Genomic DNA, 19,968 nt, shown 5'->3' with positions numbered 1-19,968 from the left:
GTTACTCCAGATCCCAGGCGCGAATCCAGATCACCGCATCCTGGCTGAGTTCTTTGCCCTCATGTTCGGTTGCCGGACCGGAACCAAGTGCTGCGAAACCCCAGTAGCCGGCTTTTGGAACGCCGAACGAAAAATACCCGTTGTCGTCAGATATGGCGACCACCGCACCACCCGGCATAGGGGACACTTTCGGTGCAGAAGCGGCCGCGCTGTCCATGTCGGGTTCGGCGGCCATGTATTCGATCTCGATCTCGGCCCCCGCAACCGGCTGACCATCAGCCAGCACACGGCCCGTGAAGGTTGAACCCGCGATGATGTTGGTCGGCTTGTTCAGCGGGATAATCTCGGTCGGCAGACCCACGGGATTCATCCAGTCGGTCGGTAATTCGTTGCGGTTCAGGAAGGCTTTGGTGAGCTGTTGGATATAGATGTCTTCGGATTCCTCATAGTAAGGCTGAGGAACCGTCACCAGCACATAGTCACCCGACCGTTTGACCGGGACACTGCCTTTGAACGCCGCGCCCTCGTTTTGCCCGCCGGTGAACCGGATAGGTTCCAGCGTATCCAGCAAATCGGTCTTTTCACCGTTGTGGATCACATAGAATTCCTGCGGCTTTTCCAGATCCATGACATGGCCGTTTTCGAACGGATGCCAGAAAACCAGCTTGACCGGCACATCACCCGGTTTCTCGATCATGGTGTCGGTGGTGTATTCCAAAAGGAAATGCGCATTTGCCATGGCAGGAAGTGCCATCACGGCAGCGGCTGCACTGAGCAGCGTTTTCATGAACAGTCGTCCTTGTCCCGTCGCGCCAATCCCGGCGCGAAATTCGTTTTGACCACGGGACATTCGACGCCAAATTACCCTTTCAGGCATCCTGGTCCGACGCACATCCCGTCGCCGATTAGGAGTGCCCGTTAGAGGGCACATGTCCGGCAGGTATCCTGACTTGCGGGTCAAAGCGTTGGACTGGCCTTCCCGGGCAAACCCCAGTGGCGTTTCAGCCCTGCTCGCCGCTTACAGTTGCGGGTGCAGTTGCGGAATTGGGCCTGAGCCCGCACCGCATTCCCTATTGATTCCAGAGCAAGCCCCGGAACCGGACATGCCGAGCGGCTTGCCAGACAACTCAGCCCTCGGTCAACGAAAATGTGCCGTGGCCGTCGAAAAAATGCTGAATTCGGCAGTTCGGGCGGGTAAATCGACTTCGTGAAAAATCCAAGGCAGCAGGATGATTTCATGCCTAAGCTTCTGAAAGATACCGTTCCGACAACGGCAGGCTTGCCGCGCCCAGTGAGCGTGCTTCCGGGCCCACGGTCCCTTCCAGCACCACGGGGCGCTCAAGACCGGTCAGGTTCAGCTTGGACAGTTTGTCTTCGACCATTTCAACCAAACGCGCCTTGATGTCCTGCGGCATCCAGCCGTCAATCTTCACGCATTCGAAATCTATCAGGCTACAGGATGAGACAATCGCATGGGCAATCCCGCTCGCCGTCCGTTTCAACCAGTTTTCCAGTTGAACATTTGGCACATCCCAACGTTCGGTCGTTTCCCATAAAGACTGCGAGGTCGCCCCTGCTGTCGTGATCGCACGCTCGAGCACATAAAGGCTGGCCACGTCGATAAGCGGCCTGACACCGCCCGTACCATCCGGCACAGGCAGGGGGCCGATCGCCCCCGAGTTTCCACGCCCCGAAAAGATCGCGCCATTGAGAACCACACCGCCGCCAATGAAAAACCCGATATAGAAATACAGAAAATCCCTTGGTCCATCGGCCGGACCGAATACCAGTTCCGCACCACAAGCCGCCGTTGCGTCATTTTGCAGAAAAACCGGCATATCGAGGCGACCAGCCAGGTCAGCCTTCAGGTCTGATACGCGCCACGGGTCCATTTCTTCCTGAGGAACCTGAAGGGCCTGGGCCCAGTCCCACAGGTAGAACGGCATGGCAATTCCAAGACCCGCAATCCTGCCTTTGGCCTCGGGCGACATGGATGACATCATTTTGCCCAGACTCTGCGTGGAAAACTCCAAAGTGGCTTTCGGCGTTGGATAGTCATAGGTTCGCCGCTTGCGTTGCCGCACGTTTCCCACAAAGTCAGTCAAAACCAGCTCGGTACTGCGGCGCCCGACCTTGAGCCCAAAGAAAAACGCACCATCCGGGTTGAGACGCATGGGAACGGAAGGTTGCCCGACTTTCCCGCGGACCGGTTCACCGCGCAGAAGCAACCCATCCTTTTCCAATTGACGCATGATGACGGAAACCGTTTGTGCCGACAGTCCCGTCATGCGCGCGAGTTCGGACTTCGCAAGGGCCTGATGACGTCGGACAAGCGACAACACCAGCCGTTCGTTGCGGGCCCGCATGCCGCTTTGATTGGTTCCGCGCACCACTGACCCCTGTGAACCAATCGAATTTTTCCGTGATGATTTTTCCGGCACGACCACCCCTTTCCTGCTGAAGGATGGGAAAGCCCGCCCGCCCTGTCAATAATAATTAAGAGTGATTTATTTATTGACTCAAATTTCGATTCTTGTGATTGTTTCTTATGGGATCAGGATTTTTGCCTGATCGCCCTCGTGCCCTACTCGGCATAGGAAAAACTGGGAGGATAATCGATGAAACTTGCAAAACTTGCGGGTGCAGCTGCGCTCGGGGTTACTGCCATGGCTGGCAGTGCAATGGCGGACGGTGAAACCGTTTGCCTGATCACCAAGACAGACACCAACCCGTTCTTTGTCAAAATGAAGGAAGGCGCGACAGCGAAGGCGGAAGAGCTGGGAATGACGCTCAAAGCCTTTGCAGGCAAAGTTGACGGCGACCATGAAACGCAGGTGCAAGCCATTGAGACCTGCATTCTGGACGGCGCCAAGGGCATTCTGCTGACGGCTTCGGACACTTCATCCATCGTTCCGGCCGTGAAGCAGGCGCGGGATGCAGGGGTTCTGGTTATTGCTCTGGATACGCCGCTGGAACCCATTGACTCGGCTGACGCAACGTTTGCCACGGACAATTTCCTTGCCGGGCTGCTGATTGGACAATGGGCCAAAGCAACGCTGGGCGACGCGGCCAACGACGCCAAGATCGCGACACTGGATCTTGCCGTCAGTCAGCCGACAGTGGATGTGCTGCGCAATCAGGGTTTCCTGCAAGGCTTTGGTGTCGATCTGGCGGACCCGAACGTAATAGGTGATGAAGATGACCCACGACTGGTCGGAAGTGATGTCACTGCCGGCAACGAAGAAGGTGGTCGCCGCGCGATGGAAAACCTTCTGGCCAAGGATCCCACGATCAACGTTGTTCACACCATCAACGAACCTGCCGCGGCAGGTGCCTACGAGGCGCTGAAAGCCATCGGGCGCGAAAATGACGTGCTCATCGTTTCCGTGGACGGAGGCTGCCCGGGTGTCCAAAACGTTGCCGATGGTGTTATCGGCGCGACGTCGCAGCAATACCCGCTGTTGATGGCATCGCTGGGTGTTGAGGCCGTCAAGAAATGGGCGGACGAAGGCGTGAAGCCTGAAAACACGCCTGGCAAGGATTTCTTTGACACCGGCGTAGCGCTTGTAACGGACAAGCCTGCCGAAGGCGTCGAGTCGATCTCGGTCAAAGAAGGCATGGACCTCTGCTGGGGATGACATGACCACCCGGAGGGCCGCAGAGGGCGGCCTTCCGCTTTTCCAACCACCCATTCGCCCGAAAACTTGCTAAAGTCGTCAGAAACCTGACGCTTTGGGGGAACCTTTATGTCCGATACTTCACGACGATCAGACGACTTCGAAGCCGCTGCAAAAGGCAGCCCGGAACAGATTGCTGAATTTGACGATCACCACCGCGGGTTTGTCGGAACGGTTCAGCATTTTCTGCATGTGAACCCCTCTCTGGTGCCGTTGATCGTCCTTGTGGCTGCCATCGTCATTTTCGGTGTCTTGTTGGGCTCCAAGTTTTTCTCGCCATTTGCGCTGACCCTGATTTTGCAGCAGGTCCAGATCGTCGGGATCGTGGCGGCGGCGCAAAGCCTCGTCATCTTGACCGCCGGTATCGACCTCAGCGTCGGGGCAATCATGGTGATGTCGTCGGTTGTGATGGGTCAGTTCACCTTCCGATATGGGCTGCCGCCATCGGTCGCGATCATTTGCGGGCTTTTCGTTGGCACAGCAATCGGCGCGGTGAACGGTTATCTTGTCAGCCGCATCAAACTGCCACCGTTCATCGTGACGCTTGGCATGTGGCAAATCGTTCTCGCGGCAAATTTCCTTTATTCTCAGAACGAAACGATCCGGTCACAGGAGATCGAGGAACATGCCAGCATCCTGCAACTGTTCGGTGCCAAGTTCAACGTCGGCGGGGCAGTATTCACCGTCGGCGTGATCTTCATGCTGGTGCTTATCCTCGTTCTTTCCTATGCGCTTCGTCATACCGCCTGGGGAAGGCATGTCTATGCGGTCGGTGATGATCCGGAAGCTGCCGAGCTGTCCGGTGTCAATGTGCATCGCACGCTGATGTCAGTTTACATGCTGTCCGGGCTGATCTGCGCCTTCGCGGGTTGGGCTCTGATTGGTCGGATCGGGTCAGTGTCTCCGACCTCTGGCCAGTTGGCCAATATTGAAAGCATAACGGCGGTCGTGATCGGGGGCATATCCCTGTTCGGTGGCCGCGGGTCCATTCTCGGATCATTGTTCGGAGCGTTGATCGTCGGGGTCTTCACGCTTGGGCTTCGATTGCTGGGCGCTGATGCGCAATGGACGTTCCTGTTGATCGGCATCCTTATCATCGCGGCGGTCGCGGTCGACCAGTGGATCAGAAAGGTGGCAGCCTAATGGAACCTATTCTCAAAGGACGGAACCTTGTGAAGCGCTACGGCAAGGTAACGGCGCTGGATCAGTGCGATTTCGATCTGATGCCGGGCGAGATTCTGGCCGTGATCGGCGACAACGGCGCAGGCAAGTCAACACTGATCAAGGCGATATCGGGCGCGGTGGTGCCGGATGAAGGTGATGTTTGGCTGGAAGGCCGGAAAGTGAATTTCCACTCGCCGATTGACGCGCGCGAAGCCGGTATCGAAACGGTCTACCAGACGCTTGCGATGTCCCCCGCCCTGTCGATTGCGGACAACATCTTCATGGGGCGCGAAATCCGGCGCAAAGGGCCGTTGGGATCATGGCTCCGAATGCTCGACCGTCCGGCGATGGAGAAATTCGCCCGCGACAAGCTGAGCGAACTGGGCCTGATGACGATCCAGAACATCAATCAAGCCGTTGAAACTCTGTCCGGGGGTCAGCGTCAGGGTGTTGCCGTGGCGCGGGCCGCGGCGTTCGGATCAAAAGTCATCATCCTGGACGAGCCAACGGCCGCACTGGGTGTGAAGGAAAGCCGTCGCGTTCTTGAACTGATCCTCGACGTGAAATCGCGGGGCATTCCGATCATCCTGATCAGCCACAATATGCCACATGTTTTTGAGGTCGCCGATCGAATTCACGTGCACCGGCTTGGCAAACGCCTCTGCGTCGTTGATCCCAAGGATTACACGATGTCCGACGCTGTGGCGTTCATGACCGGTGCCAAGGAACCGCCCGCCGAGGATCAGGCCGCGTGACGAATACACGTGCCACCCCCGAAGCGCTTGCAACCAGGATCGCGGATGCCGTTAAGGCTTTGCCTCCGCTGCAAGACCGTCATCTTGTCGCAATTGCCGGGCCACCGGGATCGGGGAAAACGACTGCGGCCAGCCTTGCGACCAAAGAGCTGAATCTACGCGGCGTCGCAACCGGACTGGTCTTCATGGACGGCTTCCATTATGACAACGTGATCTTGAAGGATCGCGGCCTGCTGAACCGCAAAGGATCCCCCGAAACCTTTGACCGTGCCGGCTTTCATGCGCTGCTTGGTCGATTGCGTGCGGAAGAAGAAGTCGCAATACCCGAGTTTGACCGAAATCTCGATCTGGCCATTGCCGCGCGGTCCATGATCACGGCGGATCAGCGCGTTGTTCTGGTTGAGGGCAATTACCTTCTCTTGAATGAACCGGGTTGGTCGGACCTTCACCAACTGTGGGCATTCAAGGTGTTTTTGGACACTGATCTGAAAACACTCGAATCCCGCCTGACCAACAGATGGATCGGCCACGGTCTGGACGCCAATGCCGCCAAGGACCGTGCGCAGTCGAACGATCTGCCGAATGCAGAGCGCGTGATCCGAAATTCGATACCCGGTGATCTGACACTGGCTTGAGTTTTGCCTTCGGCCAATACAATCCGTCTTGATGAAAGGCCAGAGGTCAGCTCCGGTACACCGGCGGAACAAGACCGGCCTGGAACCAAGTCACGAAAGACACGATTGAAAACACCGGCAGCCCGGTCGCCTGCTGAATATCCGGCGCATAGGGGCACATATTCGTGCACTCCAGAACTATTGCCCCAAGTTCGGGGTGGTCCGAGGCCAACGCGATTGCGGCCTCGACATTGTCCTCCCGGGCCTTCTGAACATTCAGATGCGGTTCATTGCCAAGAATTGCGCGGGTGAATTCCCGCCCACCCTCGGTCGTGCCGATTGGCGTGTCCAAGGGGACATTGGCGGCCTGAAGATGATCACTGGTCAGGGTGGATGCCGAAATGGTCAGAATGCCCGCGCGCTTTCCCTTGGGAAGGATACGATTCACCATTTCGACCTGCATCAAGGACGAGGTGACGACGGGAACCGGAACGGCCTCGGCCAGTTCCTTTTGGAACAGGGACAAGAACCCGCAATTGGTTGTTATGCCATCTGCGCCGTCTTTGACCAGCTCTTGCGCGGCGTCGATGAAGACCCCGAGCATACCTTCGGCCCGATGCCGGACCACCCGATCGGGCGAGGCATCCCGGACGACGCGGTACAGCACCGGAAACGGCCATGTCTGAGCATTGCCCATGTCGCCGGGAATTCTTGGGAATTGCGCGTCCAGCATGAGGATTCCCACCGATGCGCCATAAATGGATTTGCCGCCCTGCGCGATCATCCCTGCGCCTCCTCGATAATGCGGGTCGAGATGTCTTCGGCCCCTTCCATGTAGATGCTGGTAATCCCGTGGCGCACTGCGTCCTGAACCTGATCCATTCGTTTCGTGATATGAGCCGCCAGAACCCGGGCCGCCTCATCAGCATCCCGATCCAGAAGGGCCTGCATGACATGTTTATGTTCGTCCTTGGACTTCTGCACCCGGTCCATGCTCATGGAAATCCAGCGGATATAGCGGATACGCTCGTTGATCCGCGTCAGAGTTTGCAACAACTCCATGTTCCCTGACAGTTTTGCGATCCCCAGATGGAACGCTTCGTCCCGGGTCACTGCCTCTTCGATCGTCAGGCCGGTGATGTCGATGCCCGTTTCGTAAAGTTCATCACGCAGCATTTGCAGGTCTTCATCCGTCGCCCTGGCGCAGGCGGATCGGGCCGCCGCGGATTCGATGATCTGGCGCAGCTCGAAAAGGTCGAACACGCTTTGCGCATCCAAGGGACGACAAAAGAACCCTTGCCCCGGGCGGAAATCGAACAGCCGTTCGGCGACCAGACGATTCAACGCTTCACGCAACGGCGTGCGGCTGACGCCCAGGTCCCTGGACAGAGCGACCTCGTTCAGGCGGTCACCGGGGCGCAGGCGGAAGGACACCGCCATGGCTTTGACCTGATCATAGATATCATCGACACGTGGACCCGCCATAAACCCTGCCTTTCTTCCGTTGATTCACAGGTGCCACACACAGTTCTTGAAATCAATATACAAAACTGTATACAGCTTTGTGTGCAGACGTGAATCGAAGGAGTCGCGAACGATGACAGGAACGAATTACCTGACCGGAGCCGAGGCAATGGTGCGCATGCTCGAGGCGCATGGCGTCACCCATATGTTCGGTCTGTGCGGCGATACCACCTTGCCATTCTATGATGCGCTCGCCCGATTGGATCACGGCATTCAGCACATTCTGACCCGCGACGAACGGCACGCGGCCTACATGGCGGATGGCTATGCTCGTGTGGCAGGCAAACCCGGCGTTTGCGAAGGCCCTTCCGGCGGTGGTGCGACCTACATTCTGCCGGGTGTGGTCGAGGCCAATGAAAGTTCGGTTCCAATCCTGGCGATCACGTCCGATGTGGCGACGACCAGCCGTGGGAAGTATCCTTTGACGGAACTGGATCAGCCAGCGTTGTTCCACCCGCTGACGAAGTGGAACGCGTCTCTGGATGATGCTGCCCGTCTTCCGGCCATGGTTCGAGCGGCGTTCCGGGCGATGACAACGGGAACACCCGGCGCGACCCATCTGGCACTGCCGTTTGATACGCAGAAGGCACAGGTGGACGAAGCGGAAATCTGGGCCGACAAGCGGCATCGCAGCTATCCCGCAGAGCGGGCTGCCCCCGAACCTGATGCCATCGAAGCAGCCGCAGCCATTCTTGCCCAGGCCAAATCCGCTGTCGCGGTCTGTGGCGGCGGCCCGGTTCTGTCCGGCGCAACCGATGCGTTGCGCCGCGTCGCCGGTCTGCTGGATATGCCCGTCGCCACAACCGTTTCAGGCCAAGGGTCCATAGCCGAAACCGATCCTCTGGCCCTGGGTGTCGTCGGATCGAACGGCGGCATCCCCGCGACACGCGCCGTGGTGGATCAGGCTGACGTTGTCCTGTTCATCGGGTGCCGCGCCGGTTCGGTCACGACCGAACGGTGGAGAAGCCCCGGGCGCAACGCCACGATCATTCACATCGACAGTGACCCTATGGTGATCGGCGCAAATTATCAGACCGAAGTGGCGATTTGCGCCGATGCCCGTCTGGCGTTGGAGGCACTTGCTCATGCACTGGAGCAACGGCAGGACCTGAACGGTCAAGGCGGAACAGCCAAGGCCCGCGCCGCATGGGAGGCCAAGGCGGCGGCGTTTGCCCCCTTGGCTGCAAGTCGGGAAACCCCGATACGGCCTGAGGCCGTCATGGCGTCCCTGATGGACATTCTGGACGACGATGCGATTGTGGTCGCTGATCCCGGCACCCCCTGCCCCTATTTCAGTGCGCATTACCGTTGGCGGCAACCCGGGCGGCATTTCATCACAAATCGCGCGCATGGAGCACTGGGCTATTCTCTGGGGGCGGCCATGGGTGCACATGTCGGGCGGCCCTCGGTCAAGACGCTTGCCGTCATGGGTGATGGTTCGTTTGGGTTCGCCTGCGGTGAGTTTGAAACGATGGTCCGGCACAAAATGCCGATCACCTCGATCGTGTTCTCGAACTCGGTTTTCGGATGGATCAAGGCGGGTCAGGATGCTGGGTTTGATCAACGCTATTACAACGTTGATTTCAACCGGACCGACCACGCCGCTGTCGCAGCCGCCTTTGGAGTGAAATCATGGACGGTCAAGGATCCTGAGGACTTGCCGAAAGTGTTGAAACAGGCCGTCGAACATGATGGCCCCACATTGGTCGACATCCATTCGCAGCAGCTTCACGACGCCGCTGCACCTGTGTCGGAATGGGTCGCGTAAGAGGCAATCGACGGGGTCAGCTGGGCCAGAAACTCCTGCGCAATCGTGGACAGGGGGCGCCCCTTTGCGGTGATGATTGCAAGATCCAGCATGACGGAAGGCCTGAACGGGCGGGTCTGGTACCCGCTCTCACCGTCGAACGTCACGGTAAAGGGGTCGATCATCGCAACACCCATGCCCTGTTTCACAAAACTCAGCAGGTTCTCGGACAGGTGCGTGTGGATCTGCGTCCGCCACGTGCGCCCGGATGCCTGAAAGATGTCACGGGTTCGTCGGTGGGTTTGGTGTTCCGGACCCATCACGATGAAGGGTTCATTTTCCAGTATTTCCGGTGTCAGAACGTCGTACTCGGCCAAGGGGCTGTGTTCTGGAAAAGTCGCCAGCGTTTCGAACTGAAACACCTGATAGTTCAGCGTGTCGTGCAGGATCGGCATCTCGACGATGCCGATTTCAAACAGGCCGGAAATCACCCATTCCTGAATCTTGGATGAATACTGCGACTGGAAACTGACTGACAGGTTGGGGCGGCTTTTGGCAAAACGAGCGATCTCGCGCGGCATGAAACCAAATGACAGAAGATGCGGCGCCGCAACCTGCAACTGACCGGGATGCTTGTTCTGCAAATCCGTCACGGCCTGCGCCACGTGATCCAGCCCGCGCACGACGGTGTCGACTTCGCGGAACAGCAACTCGGCTTCCGGGGTGGGCAGCAAACGGCCCTTGTTGCGCTCGAACAGAGGCAGTCGCGCTTCGCGTTCCAACTGAGCCAACAGATTGCTGATACCAGGCTGGGATATCCCAAGTACCGACGCCGCACCGGTTACGGTTCCGGTTTCCATGATGGCGTGAAACGCTTGAAGCTGGCGAAAGCGCAGGGACATCGGTAATCACATCATTTTTTCTGATGAACTGTCGAAGATATAGTATTTGAAATGATATGCCCGTCAAGGCAGGCTTCCGCTCATCCACAGGGGGCGGAATGAGCGATCTGGCACAAAACATCATCGGTTACGACCTCTGGCACCTGAAGCTTCCGGTCACGTCCCGCCGGGATCACGGTATAGGATCCGTCGAAGGCGTTTGCGAAGTCGTCATACTGCGACTGACCTCCGAGGATGGCACACAGGGATTTGGCGAAGCGTCACCATGGTCGGTGTTCACCGGCACCCCGGAGGCGACTTTCGCGGCGCTGGATCGATACTTGCGACCCCTAGTTCTTGGCGCCAGCGTAAGTGACCGATCGGCCATCATGGCACGCGCCACCTATGCCGTGGCGCATTGCACCGAGGCCAAGGCCGCGCTGGAAACCGCTCTGCTGGATCTGGCCGGCCGTATCAGCGGCATCCCGGTCTGGTCTTTGCTGGGCGGTCGTTGCCGCAGCACCATTCCGCTCAGCTGTTCCATCGCCAACCCGGACTTCTCTCAGGACATAGACCTGTTGGCGCGGTTGCGAGAGGACGGCGTGCGGATTGTCAAACTCAAGACCGGGTTCAAGGATCACGCCTTTGACATCATGCGGTTGGAGTACCTTGCGCAGAACTGCCCTGAATTCTCGATCCGCGTGGACTATAATCAGGGGCTGAGCATCGAGGAGGCTCCGGCACGGGTGCGGGACGTGGCCCGGTTCAATCCTGATTTCATCGAACAGCCGGTTCGCGCCCATCACTTCGGCATGATGGCGAAGCTAAGGCATATGACCGATGTTCCCCTTCTCGCCGATGAAAGCGTCTTTGGTCCCGAAGATATGGAACGCGCCGCGCGTGAAAGCATTTGCGATGGTGTCTCGGTGAAAATAATGAAGTCTGGCGGACTGACCCGCGGGCAAACGGTCGCCCGCATCGCGGCGGCGCACGGTCTGACTGCGTATGGCGGGGACATGTTCGAGGCCGGTTTGGCCCATCTTGCGGGCACCCATCTGATTGCCGCGACACCCGAGATCACATTGGGCTGCGAGTTTTATCAGGCGTCCTATTTCCTGAAAGAGGACATTCTGGAAGAACCCTTCCGGATCAGAGGCGGACAGGTCTGCGTGCCCGAAAGCCCGGGACTTGGCGGCAAGCCCGAGCTGGCAAAGCTGAACCATTATGCAGTGGCCAAGGCGGTTTCAGAATGAGTGAAAAGAAAACCATAGCCATCATCGGCGCCGGTATAGTCGGCGTTTCGGCCGCGGTCTGGCTGCAACGGGACGGGCACGACGTGATCCTGTTCGACAAGGCCGGACCGGGTGAAGGCACGTCTCATGGCAATGGCGGTGTGCTGGCGTCCTGTTCCATCATACCTGTGACGGTTCCCGGACTGCTTGGCAAAGCACCCAAAATGCTGCTGAGCTCCTCGCAGCCGCTGTTTTTGAAATGGGGATATTTACCGAAGTTGCTCCCATGGCTCCGGCAATATCTGAGCCACGCGAACGTGGCAGACGTTGAACGGATCGCGGCGGCGCTGACACCGATCGTCGGCGACAGCCTGAATGATCACAAGGCTTTGGCGGCAGGCACACGTGCTGAAAAGTGGATCGTGCCCAGCGATTATCTGTTTCTCTACGAGAACCGGGCTCATTTTGAACAAGATGCGTTGGGCTGGGGAATCCGTCGGAAGAACGGCTTTGATTGGCAAGAACTGGAGGGCAAGGCGTTTCACGACTATGACCCCGTGTTCAGCCCGGATATCGGTTTCGCTGCCAAGCTGTCAAACCACGGTCATATCACCGATCCCGGGCGGTACGTGAAAGACCTGGCCGCCCATGTCGAGGCTGGTGGAGGCCGGATCATCCGCGCCAATGTCGAGGACGTCACCCGCGACAACGGCCGCGTTACCGGCGTGCGCGCGGATGGTGAGACAATCGCTTGCGACACCGCCATTGTCACGGCTGGTGTCTGGTCCGGGCCACTGGCCAAGCGACTGGGGGTTTCTGTTCCTCTTGAAAGCGAGCGCGGTTATCATCTTGAATTGGTGGCACCTTCTGCCATGCCCCGCAGCCCGGTCATGGTGGCTTCGGGCAAGTTTGTTGCCACGCCCATGGATGGGCGCATACGCTTGGCGGGTATTGTGGAGTTCGGAGGGCTGGACGCACCGCCCTCGCGCGCGCCGTTTGAATTGATGCGAAGAAATGCCCGGGCCGCGTTTCCGGGCATAACATGGAAGGAGGAAGTGGAATGGATGGGGCACAGGCCGGCCCCGGCTGACTCGATCCCGATAATCGGAGACGTGCCCGGAATCAAAGGGGCCTATATGGGCTTTGGTCATCATCACATCGGCCTGACAGGCGGGCCAAAGACCGGACGGCTTCTGGCGCAGATGATCGCGGGCAGAACACCGAACACCGACGTAAGCGTCTACGCGCCGTCGCGCTTTGCAACATAAGAACAGACCGATGAAAAACATCGGTATTTCAAAACTCGATAGGGAGAAAACGATGAAAAAACTGACAAACCTACTGGCGGCAACCGCTTTGACTGCCGCAGCGGCAGCACCGGCCGTGGCCGAGAAATGGGACATGCCGATGGCCTATTCGGCGTCGAACTTCCATTCGGCCACCGGAGCGGAATTCGCCAAATGTGTAACGACCGGAACCGGCGGTGAGATCGAAATCGTTACGCATCCATCCGGCTCGTTGTTCAAAGGTGCCGATATCAAACGCGCAATCCAGACCGGGCAAGCCCCGATTGGCGAACGCCTTCTGTCTGGCCACCAGAATGAGAACGCGTTGTTCGGTTTCGATTCGATACCGTTCCTTGCAACCTCGTTCGATGACAGCGCCAAGCTTTGGGAAGCGGCAAAACCGTCAATTGAAAAGGTGCTGGCCGAACAGAACCTGACGTTGCTTTACGCGGTGCCATGGCCGCCGCAGGGACTGTATTTCAAGAATGAGGTGAACTCGGTCGCCGATATGAAGGGCATCAAGTTCCGCTCTTACAACAACGCGACTTCGAGACTGGCCGAGTTGACAGGGATGTTGCCGGTAACGATCGAAGCGGCGGAAATCAGTCAGGCTTTTGCCACGGGCGTCGCCGAGTCGATGGTGTCTTCGGGATCAACCGGGTATGACCGCAAGGTCTGGGAAAGCCTGAACTATTTCTACGAGGTCGACGCCTGGTTGCCGCGCAATTATGTGATGGTGAATTCGGATGTCTGGTCGGGCGTGTCCGACGCCAACAAGAACATCATCAAGGCCTGCGCGGAACTGGCGGAATACGCAGGCAACTGGCGCGCCAAGGAATATACCGGTTTTACTCTGCAAGGTCTGCGTGATGGTGGCATGACCGTCGGTCCGGCATCTGAACAGATGACGAATGAGCTGAAGGAGATTGGTGTAACCATGACCAATGAATGGCTGGAAGCCGCTGGCGACGAAGGCAAAGCCATCGTCGATGCGTTCAACGCATCTAAGTAACCGTTCGGGGCGGGCGGCGTTGCACTATGCCGCCCGCTTTCCACCCAATCATAATACAGCGGGGACACCATGGCGGTATTGCGAGGGCTTCGGTCCGTTCTGGACTTCATCTATCAGGCAGCAGGGGTATTGGCGGCGCTCAGCCTGATTGCCATTCTTTTGCTGATCGTCGTTCAGATGCTGGCCCGCTGGACAGGTGAGGTATTTCCCGGAGCGCCTGACTATGCCGGTTACGCAATGGCGGCGGCATCTTTCCTGGCCTTTGCCAATGCGTTGAACCGGGGCAGCCACATTCGGGTTTCGATCCTTCTGAACTCCGTGCCGGGCGGTGTGCGGCGTATCCTTGAAATCTGGTGTTTCACCATCGGCACTGCCGTCATGTGGTATTTCTGCTGGTATGCCTATCGCTTCGTCTATTGGAGCTGGAAGTTCAACGACATCAGTCAGGGACAGGACAGAACCGCACTCTGGATTCCCCAGTCGGCGATGCTGATCGGTGCCGTGATCCTGGCCATCGCGCTGACGGATCACCTGATCCACGTCCTGTTCAAAGGTGACCATCGCATTGTCCGCGATCTGGCCGACCAGAGCCACGGAGAGTAAGCGCATGGAAAACCTGTCCGTCATCATCCTTTTCCTCTTTGTACTGTTCACCTTGCTCGGCACCGGTGTCTGGGTCGGATTGGCCCTGATGGGGGTTGCCTGGGTCGGGATGGAGCTGTTCACCACCCGCCCGGTGGGCGACGTGATGATCACCACCATCTGGTCCGCCTCGTCGTCGTGGACCCTGACCGCCTTGCCCATGTTCATCTGGATGGGCGAAATCCTGTACCGCACGCGATTATCCGAAGACATGTTCAAGGGGCTGTCCCCGTGGATGGCCCCCCTGCCCGGCGGCTTGGTGCATACGAATATCGTGGGCTGTACTGTCTTCGCGGCGGTCTCAGGTTCGTCGGCGGCAACGCTGACCACCGTCGGCAAGATGTCGATCCCCGAACTGCGCAAACGCAATTACCCCGAACGGATGATCATCGGTACTCTGACCGGCGCTGCGACGTTGGGGCTGATGATCCCGCCGTCGCTGACCCTGATCGTCTACGGGGTGACGATCAATGAATCGATCACCAAGCTGTTCTTTGCCGGCATCCTTCCCGGCCTGGTGCTGGCGGCGATGTTCATGGGCTATGTCGCGATCTATTCCAAGTTGGGCAAAGACTGGAACCCGAATGACGAGGGCAAGCTGAGCTTTTCCGAGAAAGTCAGAAACTCCCGTTTTTTGTTGCCTGTGATCCTTCTGATCACGGTCGTCATCGGCTCAATGTATCTGGGCTATGCCACTGCGACCGAAGCCGCGGCGTTCGGAGTGATCGGCGGCCTGTTGCTGGCGGCAGGCCAGGGGTCGTTGAACTGGAAGACATTCACGGAAAGCCTGATGGGGGCCACGCGGACCAGCGCGATGATCGCCCTGATCCTTGCTGGCGCTGCGTTCCTGTCGCTGTCGATGGGTTTTACCGGCCTGCCGCGCGGGTTGGCCGATCTGATCGCCGGATGGGAACTGACCCGGTTCGAGCTGCTGATGGTTCTGCTGGTGTTCTACATCATTCTGGGTTGTTTCCTTGACGGGATCTCCTCGGTTGTGCTGACCATGGCCGTGGTGGAACCGATGATCCGCGACGCCGGGATCGATCTGATCTGGTTCGGCATCTTCATCGTGGTCGTCGTCGAGATGGCACAGATCACACCCCCGATCGGGTTCAACCTGTTCGTGATGCAGGGTATGACCAACCATGAGATGAGCTATATCGCACGCGCCGCGATACCGATGTTCCTGATCATGGTACTGATGGTCTTCATCCTCATCTGGTTCCCCGACCTCGCCACCTGGCTGCCCGAGAATTTGCGGCAGAGTCCCGGCGGGTAAAACGACCTTGAACCCGCTCCATCTGGCGGCCCGTCACGGGCCCCGTGTTCTGGTCGCCGGATTGGCGGCGGGTCTGCTTTTGCCGGGTTTGGCCGAGCCCATGCGGAACCTGCTGCCGCCCCTGGTCGTGTTGCTGCTGTTCGTCACCGTCCTGAGAATGGACCCCGAAACCATTTTTGGATCGTTGAGCGATCTGCACAAGGTCGCGTTCACCGTCATCGGGTTTCAATTCGTGATGCCGCTGATCATTCTGGCCATCGGATTTATTGGGGGATGGACCGGAACGCCGGTGCTTCTGTCCCTGCTGATTATGGCGGCAGCACCTTCGATTTCAGGCAGTCCCAACATGTGTCTGATGATGGGCTACCCACCTGAACACGCGATGCGAATGCTGGTTGTTGGCACTGCCCTGTTGCCATTGACAGCGTTTCCGGTGTTCCTGCTCATGCCCGAATTGGGCGACATTCAATCCGTGCTGTTGGCCGGACTGCAACTGTTGTTGACGATACTCTGCGCAACCGGCGCCGCCATCTTTGCTCGGCGTGTTTGGTTGCGTTCGCCATCCCGCTCCACCTTGTTGAATCTGGAAGGGTTGGGCACGATCACATTGGCCGTTTTTGTCATCGGCCTTATGCCTTCCGTCAGCTCCACGGCGCTGAAAAGCCCGGCCGTCGCGGCCTTCTGGATCGCGCTCGCCTGTCTGGCCAATTTCGGAGCACAGTTCATTTCGTTCCGGATGACCCGAGGGCGTCTGCCGGCAGCCAGGGCAACTGCCGTCTCTCTGATCGCGGGAAACAGAAACATCGCGATTTTCTTCGTTGCTTTGCCGCCCGAAGTCACCGCACCCATCATGGCCTTTATCGGGGCGTATCAAGTTCCGATGTACCTGACGCCAATGGTCATGCGTCATCTCTACATGAGGCAAGTCTTGCCCGAGTAGCGTTGGAAAGCCCCTTTAGGGTTTTTTATCCCCTTTCTCCGATCCTTGCCGACGTTGGGCCGGTACCTCGCCTTTAGTTCAGGCCATAAACACGTTCAGGGAAATCGGGCGAATGATTGTCACTATTGACAGCTAATCGCACCTTCCCTAATTACTGTCAATGTTGACAGTAAAGGATATATCATGCCGATTAGAAAACTGGTCGTCGCATCTGTAATGACACTGGCTTCAACCCTCGGGGCATCCGCACAAACTCTCACTGCAACGGTGCAGGACGTGCGCAATGCAGAGGGTGATTTGATCATTGCCGTGTTCGATGAAGCAAAATCTTTCAAGGCCATGGACGTGGCGAACGCGGCGGCCTTGGCCTCCGCTCCTGCTGTCAAAGGGCAGGTTTCGGTGACCTTTCACGATCTCCCGCTTGGCACCTATGGGATCGCCGCGATTCACGACGAGAACAGCAACAGCAACCTGGATACCGAAAAGGATATCCCAACCGAAGGGTACGGCTTTGGCGGTATGGGGCAGAGCGGTCTGCCGCCGGAATTCACGGATGCCGCCGTCGCCGTCGGCACCGGCGCAACGGCAAACGTGACGCTGAAATACTGGAAATAACATGATCGGGCGCCCCTCAAATCGTGATGAACGTTATGAGCAGGTCGTGCAGGCTCTGATCAGATGTGTTGCGATATCTGGTTTCGATGTTGCATCTCTTTCGCTGTGCTCATGGTTACGACCGTTCTTGGCTATCAGACGTTTTAGGGGCTTCTTTTCATGTTCTGGACAATCCCGAATTTCCATTCCGGTCACGCTTTGCTTTTGACCGACGTAACCCGGGACAAGGACCCCATCCTGTTTTGGCTGATCCAACTCGCCTGGATGGCACTTGGCCTGTCGATGATCGCCATCGACTTTCTCACTCGAACGTTTTGAAACTTCCTTTACAAGAGGCTCAAATGAAACCCATGCTGCACCTTTTGCCGGTCGAGGCTTACACGAGCCAGGATTGGTTCGACCGGGAAATGCGCGAAATCTTTTCCAAAACCTGGCGCTATGCCGGGTTTATGGAGGATGTCAGTGAACCCGGCCAGTACATCGCCGTGCAGGCCGGACTCAACAACATATTCGTGATCATGGGGCGCGACCGTCGCCTGCGCGCGTTCCATAACATCTGCCGCCACCGCGGCACCCAATTGATCCGCGCGGTTGGCAAAACGCAAAAGGCATTGACCTGTCCATATCACGACTGGACCTACGATCTTGAAGGCAATCTGATTTCGGTGCCGGACGAGCACGAGGAATATGGCAAGGTCGACAAGTCCTGCCTTGGCCTGAAACCCGCCAAGGTCGATATCTGGAAATCGATGATTTTCGTCCATCCAGACCCCGACGCGCCTTCCATCGCCGAATGGTTCGGCCCGGTCGAACCCCATATCGGCCCGCACGTCCCGGAAGAGCTGGTCGAATACGAAGACCTGAACACCAGCTATGAGATAAAGGCCAACTGGAAGGTTGTCGTCGAGAATTACATCGACGTTTACCACCTGAGTCATCTGCATTCGAACACGCTGCAAATGTATGATCACAAATCCGCCGAATTCCACTGGGAAGGACCTCATTACATGTTTTGGGAGCCGCCGGTGGCAGAATTTCTGGAAGATCAGGACAGCAAACTGACCGCCCCGCGCGTCATTCCCAAAGACATGAACGGCGCCTGGGTGCCGATGCTGTTTCCGGGGATTGGACTGGCCGCTTCGGAAGACGGCTGGAGCATCTTCATTGTCGAACCCCTTGGCCCGGAACTGACACGAGTTCACAACCGCGGGCGGGTGTCCAACAGCTCGGAATGGGAATTCACCAAACAGTCGATGAAGTCGTCCTCTTTCTGGTCCAAGTTTGGAATAGGCGGAAAATACGAATCCAGTGACGCGATGGGCGAAGATGACCCGATGGTTGCTGGCGATTTTACCGGCGAAGACATCTACGCGTGCGAGCAGCAGCAGAAATCCCTGCATTCTCCGTATTTTGAAGCAGGTCCGGCAGCAAACGGTGAAAGCCCCGTCATCGAGCACCAGAAAGTTGTTCTGCAATGGTTGGGAGAAGGGAAATGAACCCACGTGACTTTTTCCCACTGCGCGTTTGCGGGACCCGAGTTGAACTGGATGGCGTGGCTAAGACCGTTATGTTCGAGGTACCTGACCGCCTGATGGACATATTCGCCTGGCGGTCGGGCCAACACGTGTCCCTGCGTTTCAATATTGATGGCGAGGAGCACCGTCGAAGCTATTCGATCTCCAGTTCACCTTACTCCGGGGGCCCGCTTCGCATCACCGTCAAACGGGTCAAGGGTGGCCGTGTCAGCAACTTCATCAACGACACTGTCCAGGAAGGACAAACCATTGACGTCATGCCGCCATTTGGCAGTTTCTGCCTGGACCCCGACGAAACGGCGCGGCGCACCCATTACTTTTTTGGCGCGGGTTCTGGCATCACGCCGCTCTACGCGATGCTGAACTCGGTTTTGACAGCCGAGCCCCATTCAGTCGCGCATCTGGTGTATGGCAACACAAACGCCAAGAGCATCCTGTTGCAGCAAGAGCTGAACGGTCTTCGGCAAGCGCATCCCGAACGTTTTACAATCAATCATGTCTTTTCGAAGCCCGGCTGGTGGTCCAGCGCCGAATATTGGCGGCAGGGTACGATCGACCAGGCCGCAATCGAAGCGTTGATCGCCGAGTATCCTCCTTACGCCCAGGACGCTCAATACTATGTCTGCGGTCCGGGCAACATGAACCAGGCCGTCAAATCGGCATTGATGTCCATTGATGTGCCCGCGAACCGCATCCACATGGAAAGCTATGGTGCTGCGCCGGATCTGGACGCTGGTATTGAGGGGGTGGACGCAACCGCTGAACTGACGCTGGAAGGCGCCCGACACCTCATTCCGATCACCAAGGGACAGACCGTTCTTCACGCAGCGCAGTCAGCGGGGCTCAAGCCACCCTATTCCTGCCAATCGGGGGTCTGCGGCGCGTGCCGGGCCAAACTGACCGACGGCACAGTTCATATGCGGGCGCGCATGGCGCTGGAGGATGAAGACATCAAAGCCGGAGAAATCCTGACCTGCCAGTCAATACCCACGGCGGGAAAACTGGCGATCAGCTTTGACCAGACCCGTCGCTGAAGAACCGATGACGCGCCTGAGGCATGCCGAT

At 57.8% G+C, this 19,968-nt stretch carries 20 protein-coding genes and 1 riboswitch; of the genes, 15 read left to right on the top strand and 5 right to left on the bottom strand.

What is annotated here, in order from left to right; all coding sequences use genetic code 11:
* Position 1: 1 nt before the first annotated feature.
* Together NOR97_RS17550 and NOR97_RS17545 are read right to left on the bottom strand one after the other, a co-directional pair.
* Positions 2-787, bottom strand: a complete 786-nt coding sequence (locus NOR97_RS17550; RefSeq protein ID WP_257601324.1) for a DUF4198 domain-containing protein — start codon at positions 785-787, stop codon at positions 2-4.
* A 130-nt stretch (positions 788-917) separates the two neighbouring features.
* Positions 918-1,117: riboswitch (cobalamin riboswitch) on the bottom strand.
* Positions 1,118-1,241: 124 nt separating this feature from the next.
* Positions 1,242-2,366, bottom strand: coding sequence for an ROK family transcriptional regulator (locus NOR97_RS17545; protein WP_257601407.1), 1,125 nt, complete (start codon positions 2,364-2,366; stop codon positions 1,242-1,244).
* A gap of 252 nt (positions 2,367-2,618) precedes the next feature.
* On the opposite strand from NOR97_RS17545, the gene NOR97_RS17540 reads away from it, so the two are divergent.
* The 4 genes from NOR97_RS17540 to NOR97_RS17525 all read left to right on the top strand — a co-directional run bounded on the left by NOR97_RS17540 (position 2,619) and on the right by NOR97_RS17525 (position 6,231).
* A complete protein-coding gene (locus tag NOR97_RS17540) occupies positions 2,619-3,638 on the top strand; it encodes a sugar ABC transporter substrate-binding protein (protein WP_257601323.1) in 1,020 nt (339 codons plus the stop codon).
* 108 nt (positions 3,639-3,746) lie between these two features.
* A complete protein-coding gene (locus tag NOR97_RS17535) occupies positions 3,747-4,820 on the top strand; it encodes an ABC transporter permease (protein ID WP_257601322.1) in 1,074 nt (357 codons plus the stop codon).
* On the top strand, positions 4,820-5,596 hold the full coding sequence (locus NOR97_RS17530) for an ATP-binding cassette domain-containing protein (protein WP_170347457.1): 777 nt from the start codon (positions 4,820-4,822) through the stop codon (positions 5,594-5,596). The genes NOR97_RS17535 and NOR97_RS17530 overlap by 1 nt, the downstream gene beginning before the upstream one ends.
* Entirely contained in the window at positions 5,593-6,231 is a 639-nt protein-coding gene (locus tag NOR97_RS17525; protein ID WP_257601321.1) for an AAA family ATPase, read from the top strand. The genes NOR97_RS17530 and NOR97_RS17525 overlap by 4 nt, the downstream gene beginning before the upstream one ends.
* Positions 6,232-6,277: 46 nt before the next feature.
* On the opposite strand, the gene NOR97_RS17520 is transcribed toward NOR97_RS17525, so the two are convergent.
* A complete protein-coding gene (locus NOR97_RS17520) occupies positions 6,278-6,994 on the bottom strand; it encodes an aspartate/glutamate racemase family protein (protein ID WP_257601320.1) in 717 nt (238 codons plus the stop codon).
* Complete coding sequence (locus NOR97_RS17515; protein WP_257601319.1) at positions 6,991-7,695, bottom strand: GntR family transcriptional regulator; 705 nt, start codon at positions 7,693-7,695, stop codon at positions 6,991-6,993. Before NOR97_RS17515 ends, NOR97_RS17520 begins: the two co-directional genes overlap by 4 nt.
* A gap of 112 nt (positions 7,696-7,807) precedes the next feature.
* Between NOR97_RS17515 and NOR97_RS17510 the strand changes: the two genes are divergently transcribed.
* Complete coding sequence (locus NOR97_RS17510; protein WP_257601318.1) at positions 7,808-9,502, top strand: thiamine pyrophosphate-binding protein; 1,695 nt, start codon at positions 7,808-7,810, stop codon at positions 9,500-9,502.
* On the opposite strand, the gene NOR97_RS17505 is transcribed toward NOR97_RS17510, so the two are convergent.
* Entirely contained in the window at positions 9,463-10,383 is a 921-nt protein-coding gene (locus NOR97_RS17505; protein WP_170347461.1) for a LysR family transcriptional regulator, read from the bottom strand. The genes NOR97_RS17510 and NOR97_RS17505 overlap by 40 nt on opposite strands.
* A gap of 98 nt (positions 10,384-10,481) precedes the next feature.
* On the opposite strand from NOR97_RS17505, the gene NOR97_RS17500 reads away from it, so the two are divergent.
* The 10 genes from NOR97_RS17500 (at position 10,482) to NOR97_RS17455 (ending at position 19,937) form a co-directional block, all read left to right on the top strand.
* Positions 10,482-11,615 (top strand): enolase C-terminal domain-like protein, encoded by a 1,134-nt coding sequence (locus NOR97_RS17500; protein WP_257601317.1) that lies wholly within the window; start codon positions 10,482-10,484, stop codon positions 11,613-11,615.
* On the top strand, positions 11,612-12,862 hold the full coding sequence (locus NOR97_RS17495; RefSeq protein WP_257601316.1) for an FAD-binding oxidoreductase: 1,251 nt from the start codon (positions 11,612-11,614) through the stop codon (positions 12,860-12,862). Before NOR97_RS17500 ends, NOR97_RS17495 begins: the two co-directional genes overlap by 4 nt.
* A gap of 52 nt (positions 12,863-12,914) precedes the next feature.
* Positions 12,915-13,892 carry a TRAP transporter substrate-binding protein gene (locus NOR97_RS17490; protein ID WP_170347464.1) on the top strand — a complete coding sequence of 326 codons (978 nt, stop codon included), beginning with the start codon at positions 12,915-12,917 and terminating at the stop codon, positions 13,890-13,892.
* A gap of 69 nt (positions 13,893-13,961) precedes the next feature.
* Positions 13,962-14,495, top strand: a complete 534-nt coding sequence (locus tag NOR97_RS17485; protein WP_257601315.1) for a TRAP transporter small permease — start codon at positions 13,962-13,964, stop codon at positions 14,493-14,495.
* A 4-nt stretch (positions 14,496-14,499) separates the two neighbouring features.
* Positions 14,500-15,813 carry a TRAP transporter large permease gene (locus tag NOR97_RS17480; protein ID WP_257601314.1) on the top strand — a complete coding sequence of 438 codons (1,314 nt, stop codon included), beginning with the start codon at positions 14,500-14,502 and terminating at the stop codon, positions 15,811-15,813.
* 7 nt (positions 15,814-15,820) lie between these two features.
* A complete protein-coding gene (locus NOR97_RS17475; protein WP_257601313.1) occupies positions 15,821-16,753 on the top strand; it encodes a hypothetical protein in 933 nt (310 codons plus the stop codon).
* Between the two features lie 183 nt (positions 16,754-16,936).
* Positions 16,937-17,368, top strand: coding sequence for a DUF2141 domain-containing protein (locus NOR97_RS17470; RefSeq protein WP_257601312.1), 432 nt, complete (start codon positions 16,937-16,939; stop codon positions 17,366-17,368).
* 159 nt (positions 17,369-17,527) lie between these two features.
* Complete coding sequence (locus tag NOR97_RS17465) at positions 17,528-17,686, top strand: hypothetical protein (RefSeq protein ID WP_257601310.1); 159 nt, start codon at positions 17,528-17,530, stop codon at positions 17,684-17,686.
* A gap of 23 nt (positions 17,687-17,709) precedes the next feature.
* Positions 17,710-18,864, top strand: a complete 1,155-nt coding sequence (locus NOR97_RS17460) for an aromatic ring-hydroxylating dioxygenase subunit alpha (RefSeq protein ID WP_257601309.1) — start codon at positions 17,710-17,712, stop codon at positions 18,862-18,864.
* Positions 18,861-19,937 carry a 2Fe-2S iron-sulfur cluster-binding protein gene (locus NOR97_RS17455; protein WP_257601308.1) on the top strand — a complete coding sequence of 359 codons (1,077 nt, stop codon included), beginning with the start codon at positions 18,861-18,863 and terminating at the stop codon, positions 19,935-19,937. The genes NOR97_RS17460 and NOR97_RS17455 overlap by 4 nt, the downstream gene beginning before the upstream one ends.
* The last annotated feature ends 31 nt before the right edge of the window (positions 19,938-19,968 follow it).

Source organism: Ruegeria sp. YS9, from assembly GCF_024628725.1.
Lineage (GTDB): Bacteria > Pseudomonadota > Alphaproteobacteria > Rhodobacterales > Rhodobacteraceae > Ruegeria > Ruegeria atlantica_C.
The sequence above is the reverse complement of the archived record's forward strand: the minus strand, read 5'-3'. Positions and strand labels throughout refer to the sequence as shown.

Excerpts from the sequence above, each read along its gene's own strand:
- NOR97_RS17550 (WP_257601324.1), bottom strand. The coding sequence starts at position 787 with ATGAAAACGCTGCTCAGTGCAGCCGCTGCCGTGATGGCACTTCCTGCC.
- NOR97_RS17545 (WP_257601407.1), bottom strand. The coding sequence starts at position 2,366 with ATGCGGGCCCGCAACGAACGGCTGGTGTTGTCGCTTGTCCGACGTCAT.
- NOR97_RS17540 (WP_257601323.1), top strand. The coding sequence starts at position 2,619 with ATGAAACTTGCAAAACTTGCGGGTGCAGCTGCGCTCGGGGTTACTGCC.
- NOR97_RS17535 (WP_257601322.1), top strand. The coding sequence starts at position 3,747 with ATGTCCGATACTTCACGACGATCAGACGACTTCGAAGCCGCTGCAAAA.
- NOR97_RS17530 (WP_170347457.1), top strand. The coding sequence starts at position 4,820 with ATGGAACCTATTCTCAAAGGACGGAACCTTGTGAAGCGCTACGGCAAG.
- NOR97_RS17520 (WP_257601320.1), bottom strand. The coding sequence starts at position 6,994 with ATGATCGCGCAGGGCGGCAAATCCATTTATGGCGCATCGGTGGGAATC.
- NOR97_RS17515 (WP_257601319.1), bottom strand. The coding sequence starts at position 7,695 with ATGGCGGGTCCACGTGTCGATGATATCTATGATCAGGTCAAAGCCATG.
- NOR97_RS17510 (WP_257601318.1), top strand. The coding sequence starts at position 7,808 with ATGACAGGAACGAATTACCTGACCGGAGCCGAGGCAATGGTGCGCATG.
- NOR97_RS17505 (WP_170347461.1), bottom strand. The coding sequence starts at position 10,383 with ATGTCCCTGCGCTTTCGCCAGCTTCAAGCGTTTCACGCCATCATGGAA.
- NOR97_RS17500 (WP_257601317.1), top strand. The coding sequence starts at position 10,482 with ATGAGCGATCTGGCACAAAACATCATCGGTTACGACCTCTGGCACCTG.
- NOR97_RS17495 (WP_257601316.1), top strand. The coding sequence starts at position 11,612 with ATGAGTGAAAAGAAAACCATAGCCATCATCGGCGCCGGTATAGTCGGC.
- NOR97_RS17490 (WP_170347464.1), top strand. The coding sequence starts at position 12,915 with ATGAAAAAACTGACAAACCTACTGGCGGCAACCGCTTTGACTGCCGCA.
- NOR97_RS17485 (WP_257601315.1), top strand. The coding sequence starts at position 13,962 with ATGGCGGTATTGCGAGGGCTTCGGTCCGTTCTGGACTTCATCTATCAG.
- NOR97_RS17480 (WP_257601314.1), top strand. The coding sequence starts at position 14,500 with ATGGAAAACCTGTCCGTCATCATCCTTTTCCTCTTTGTACTGTTCACC.
- NOR97_RS17470 (WP_257601312.1), top strand. The coding sequence starts at position 16,937 with ATGCCGATTAGAAAACTGGTCGTCGCATCTGTAATGACACTGGCTTCA.
- NOR97_RS17465 (WP_257601310.1), top strand. The coding sequence starts at position 17,528 with ATGTTCTGGACAATCCCGAATTTCCATTCCGGTCACGCTTTGCTTTTG.
- NOR97_RS17460 (WP_257601309.1), top strand. The coding sequence starts at position 17,710 with ATGAAACCCATGCTGCACCTTTTGCCGGTCGAGGCTTACACGAGCCAG.
- NOR97_RS17455 (WP_257601308.1), top strand. The coding sequence starts at position 18,861 with ATGAACCCACGTGACTTTTTCCCACTGCGCGTTTGCGGGACCCGAGTT.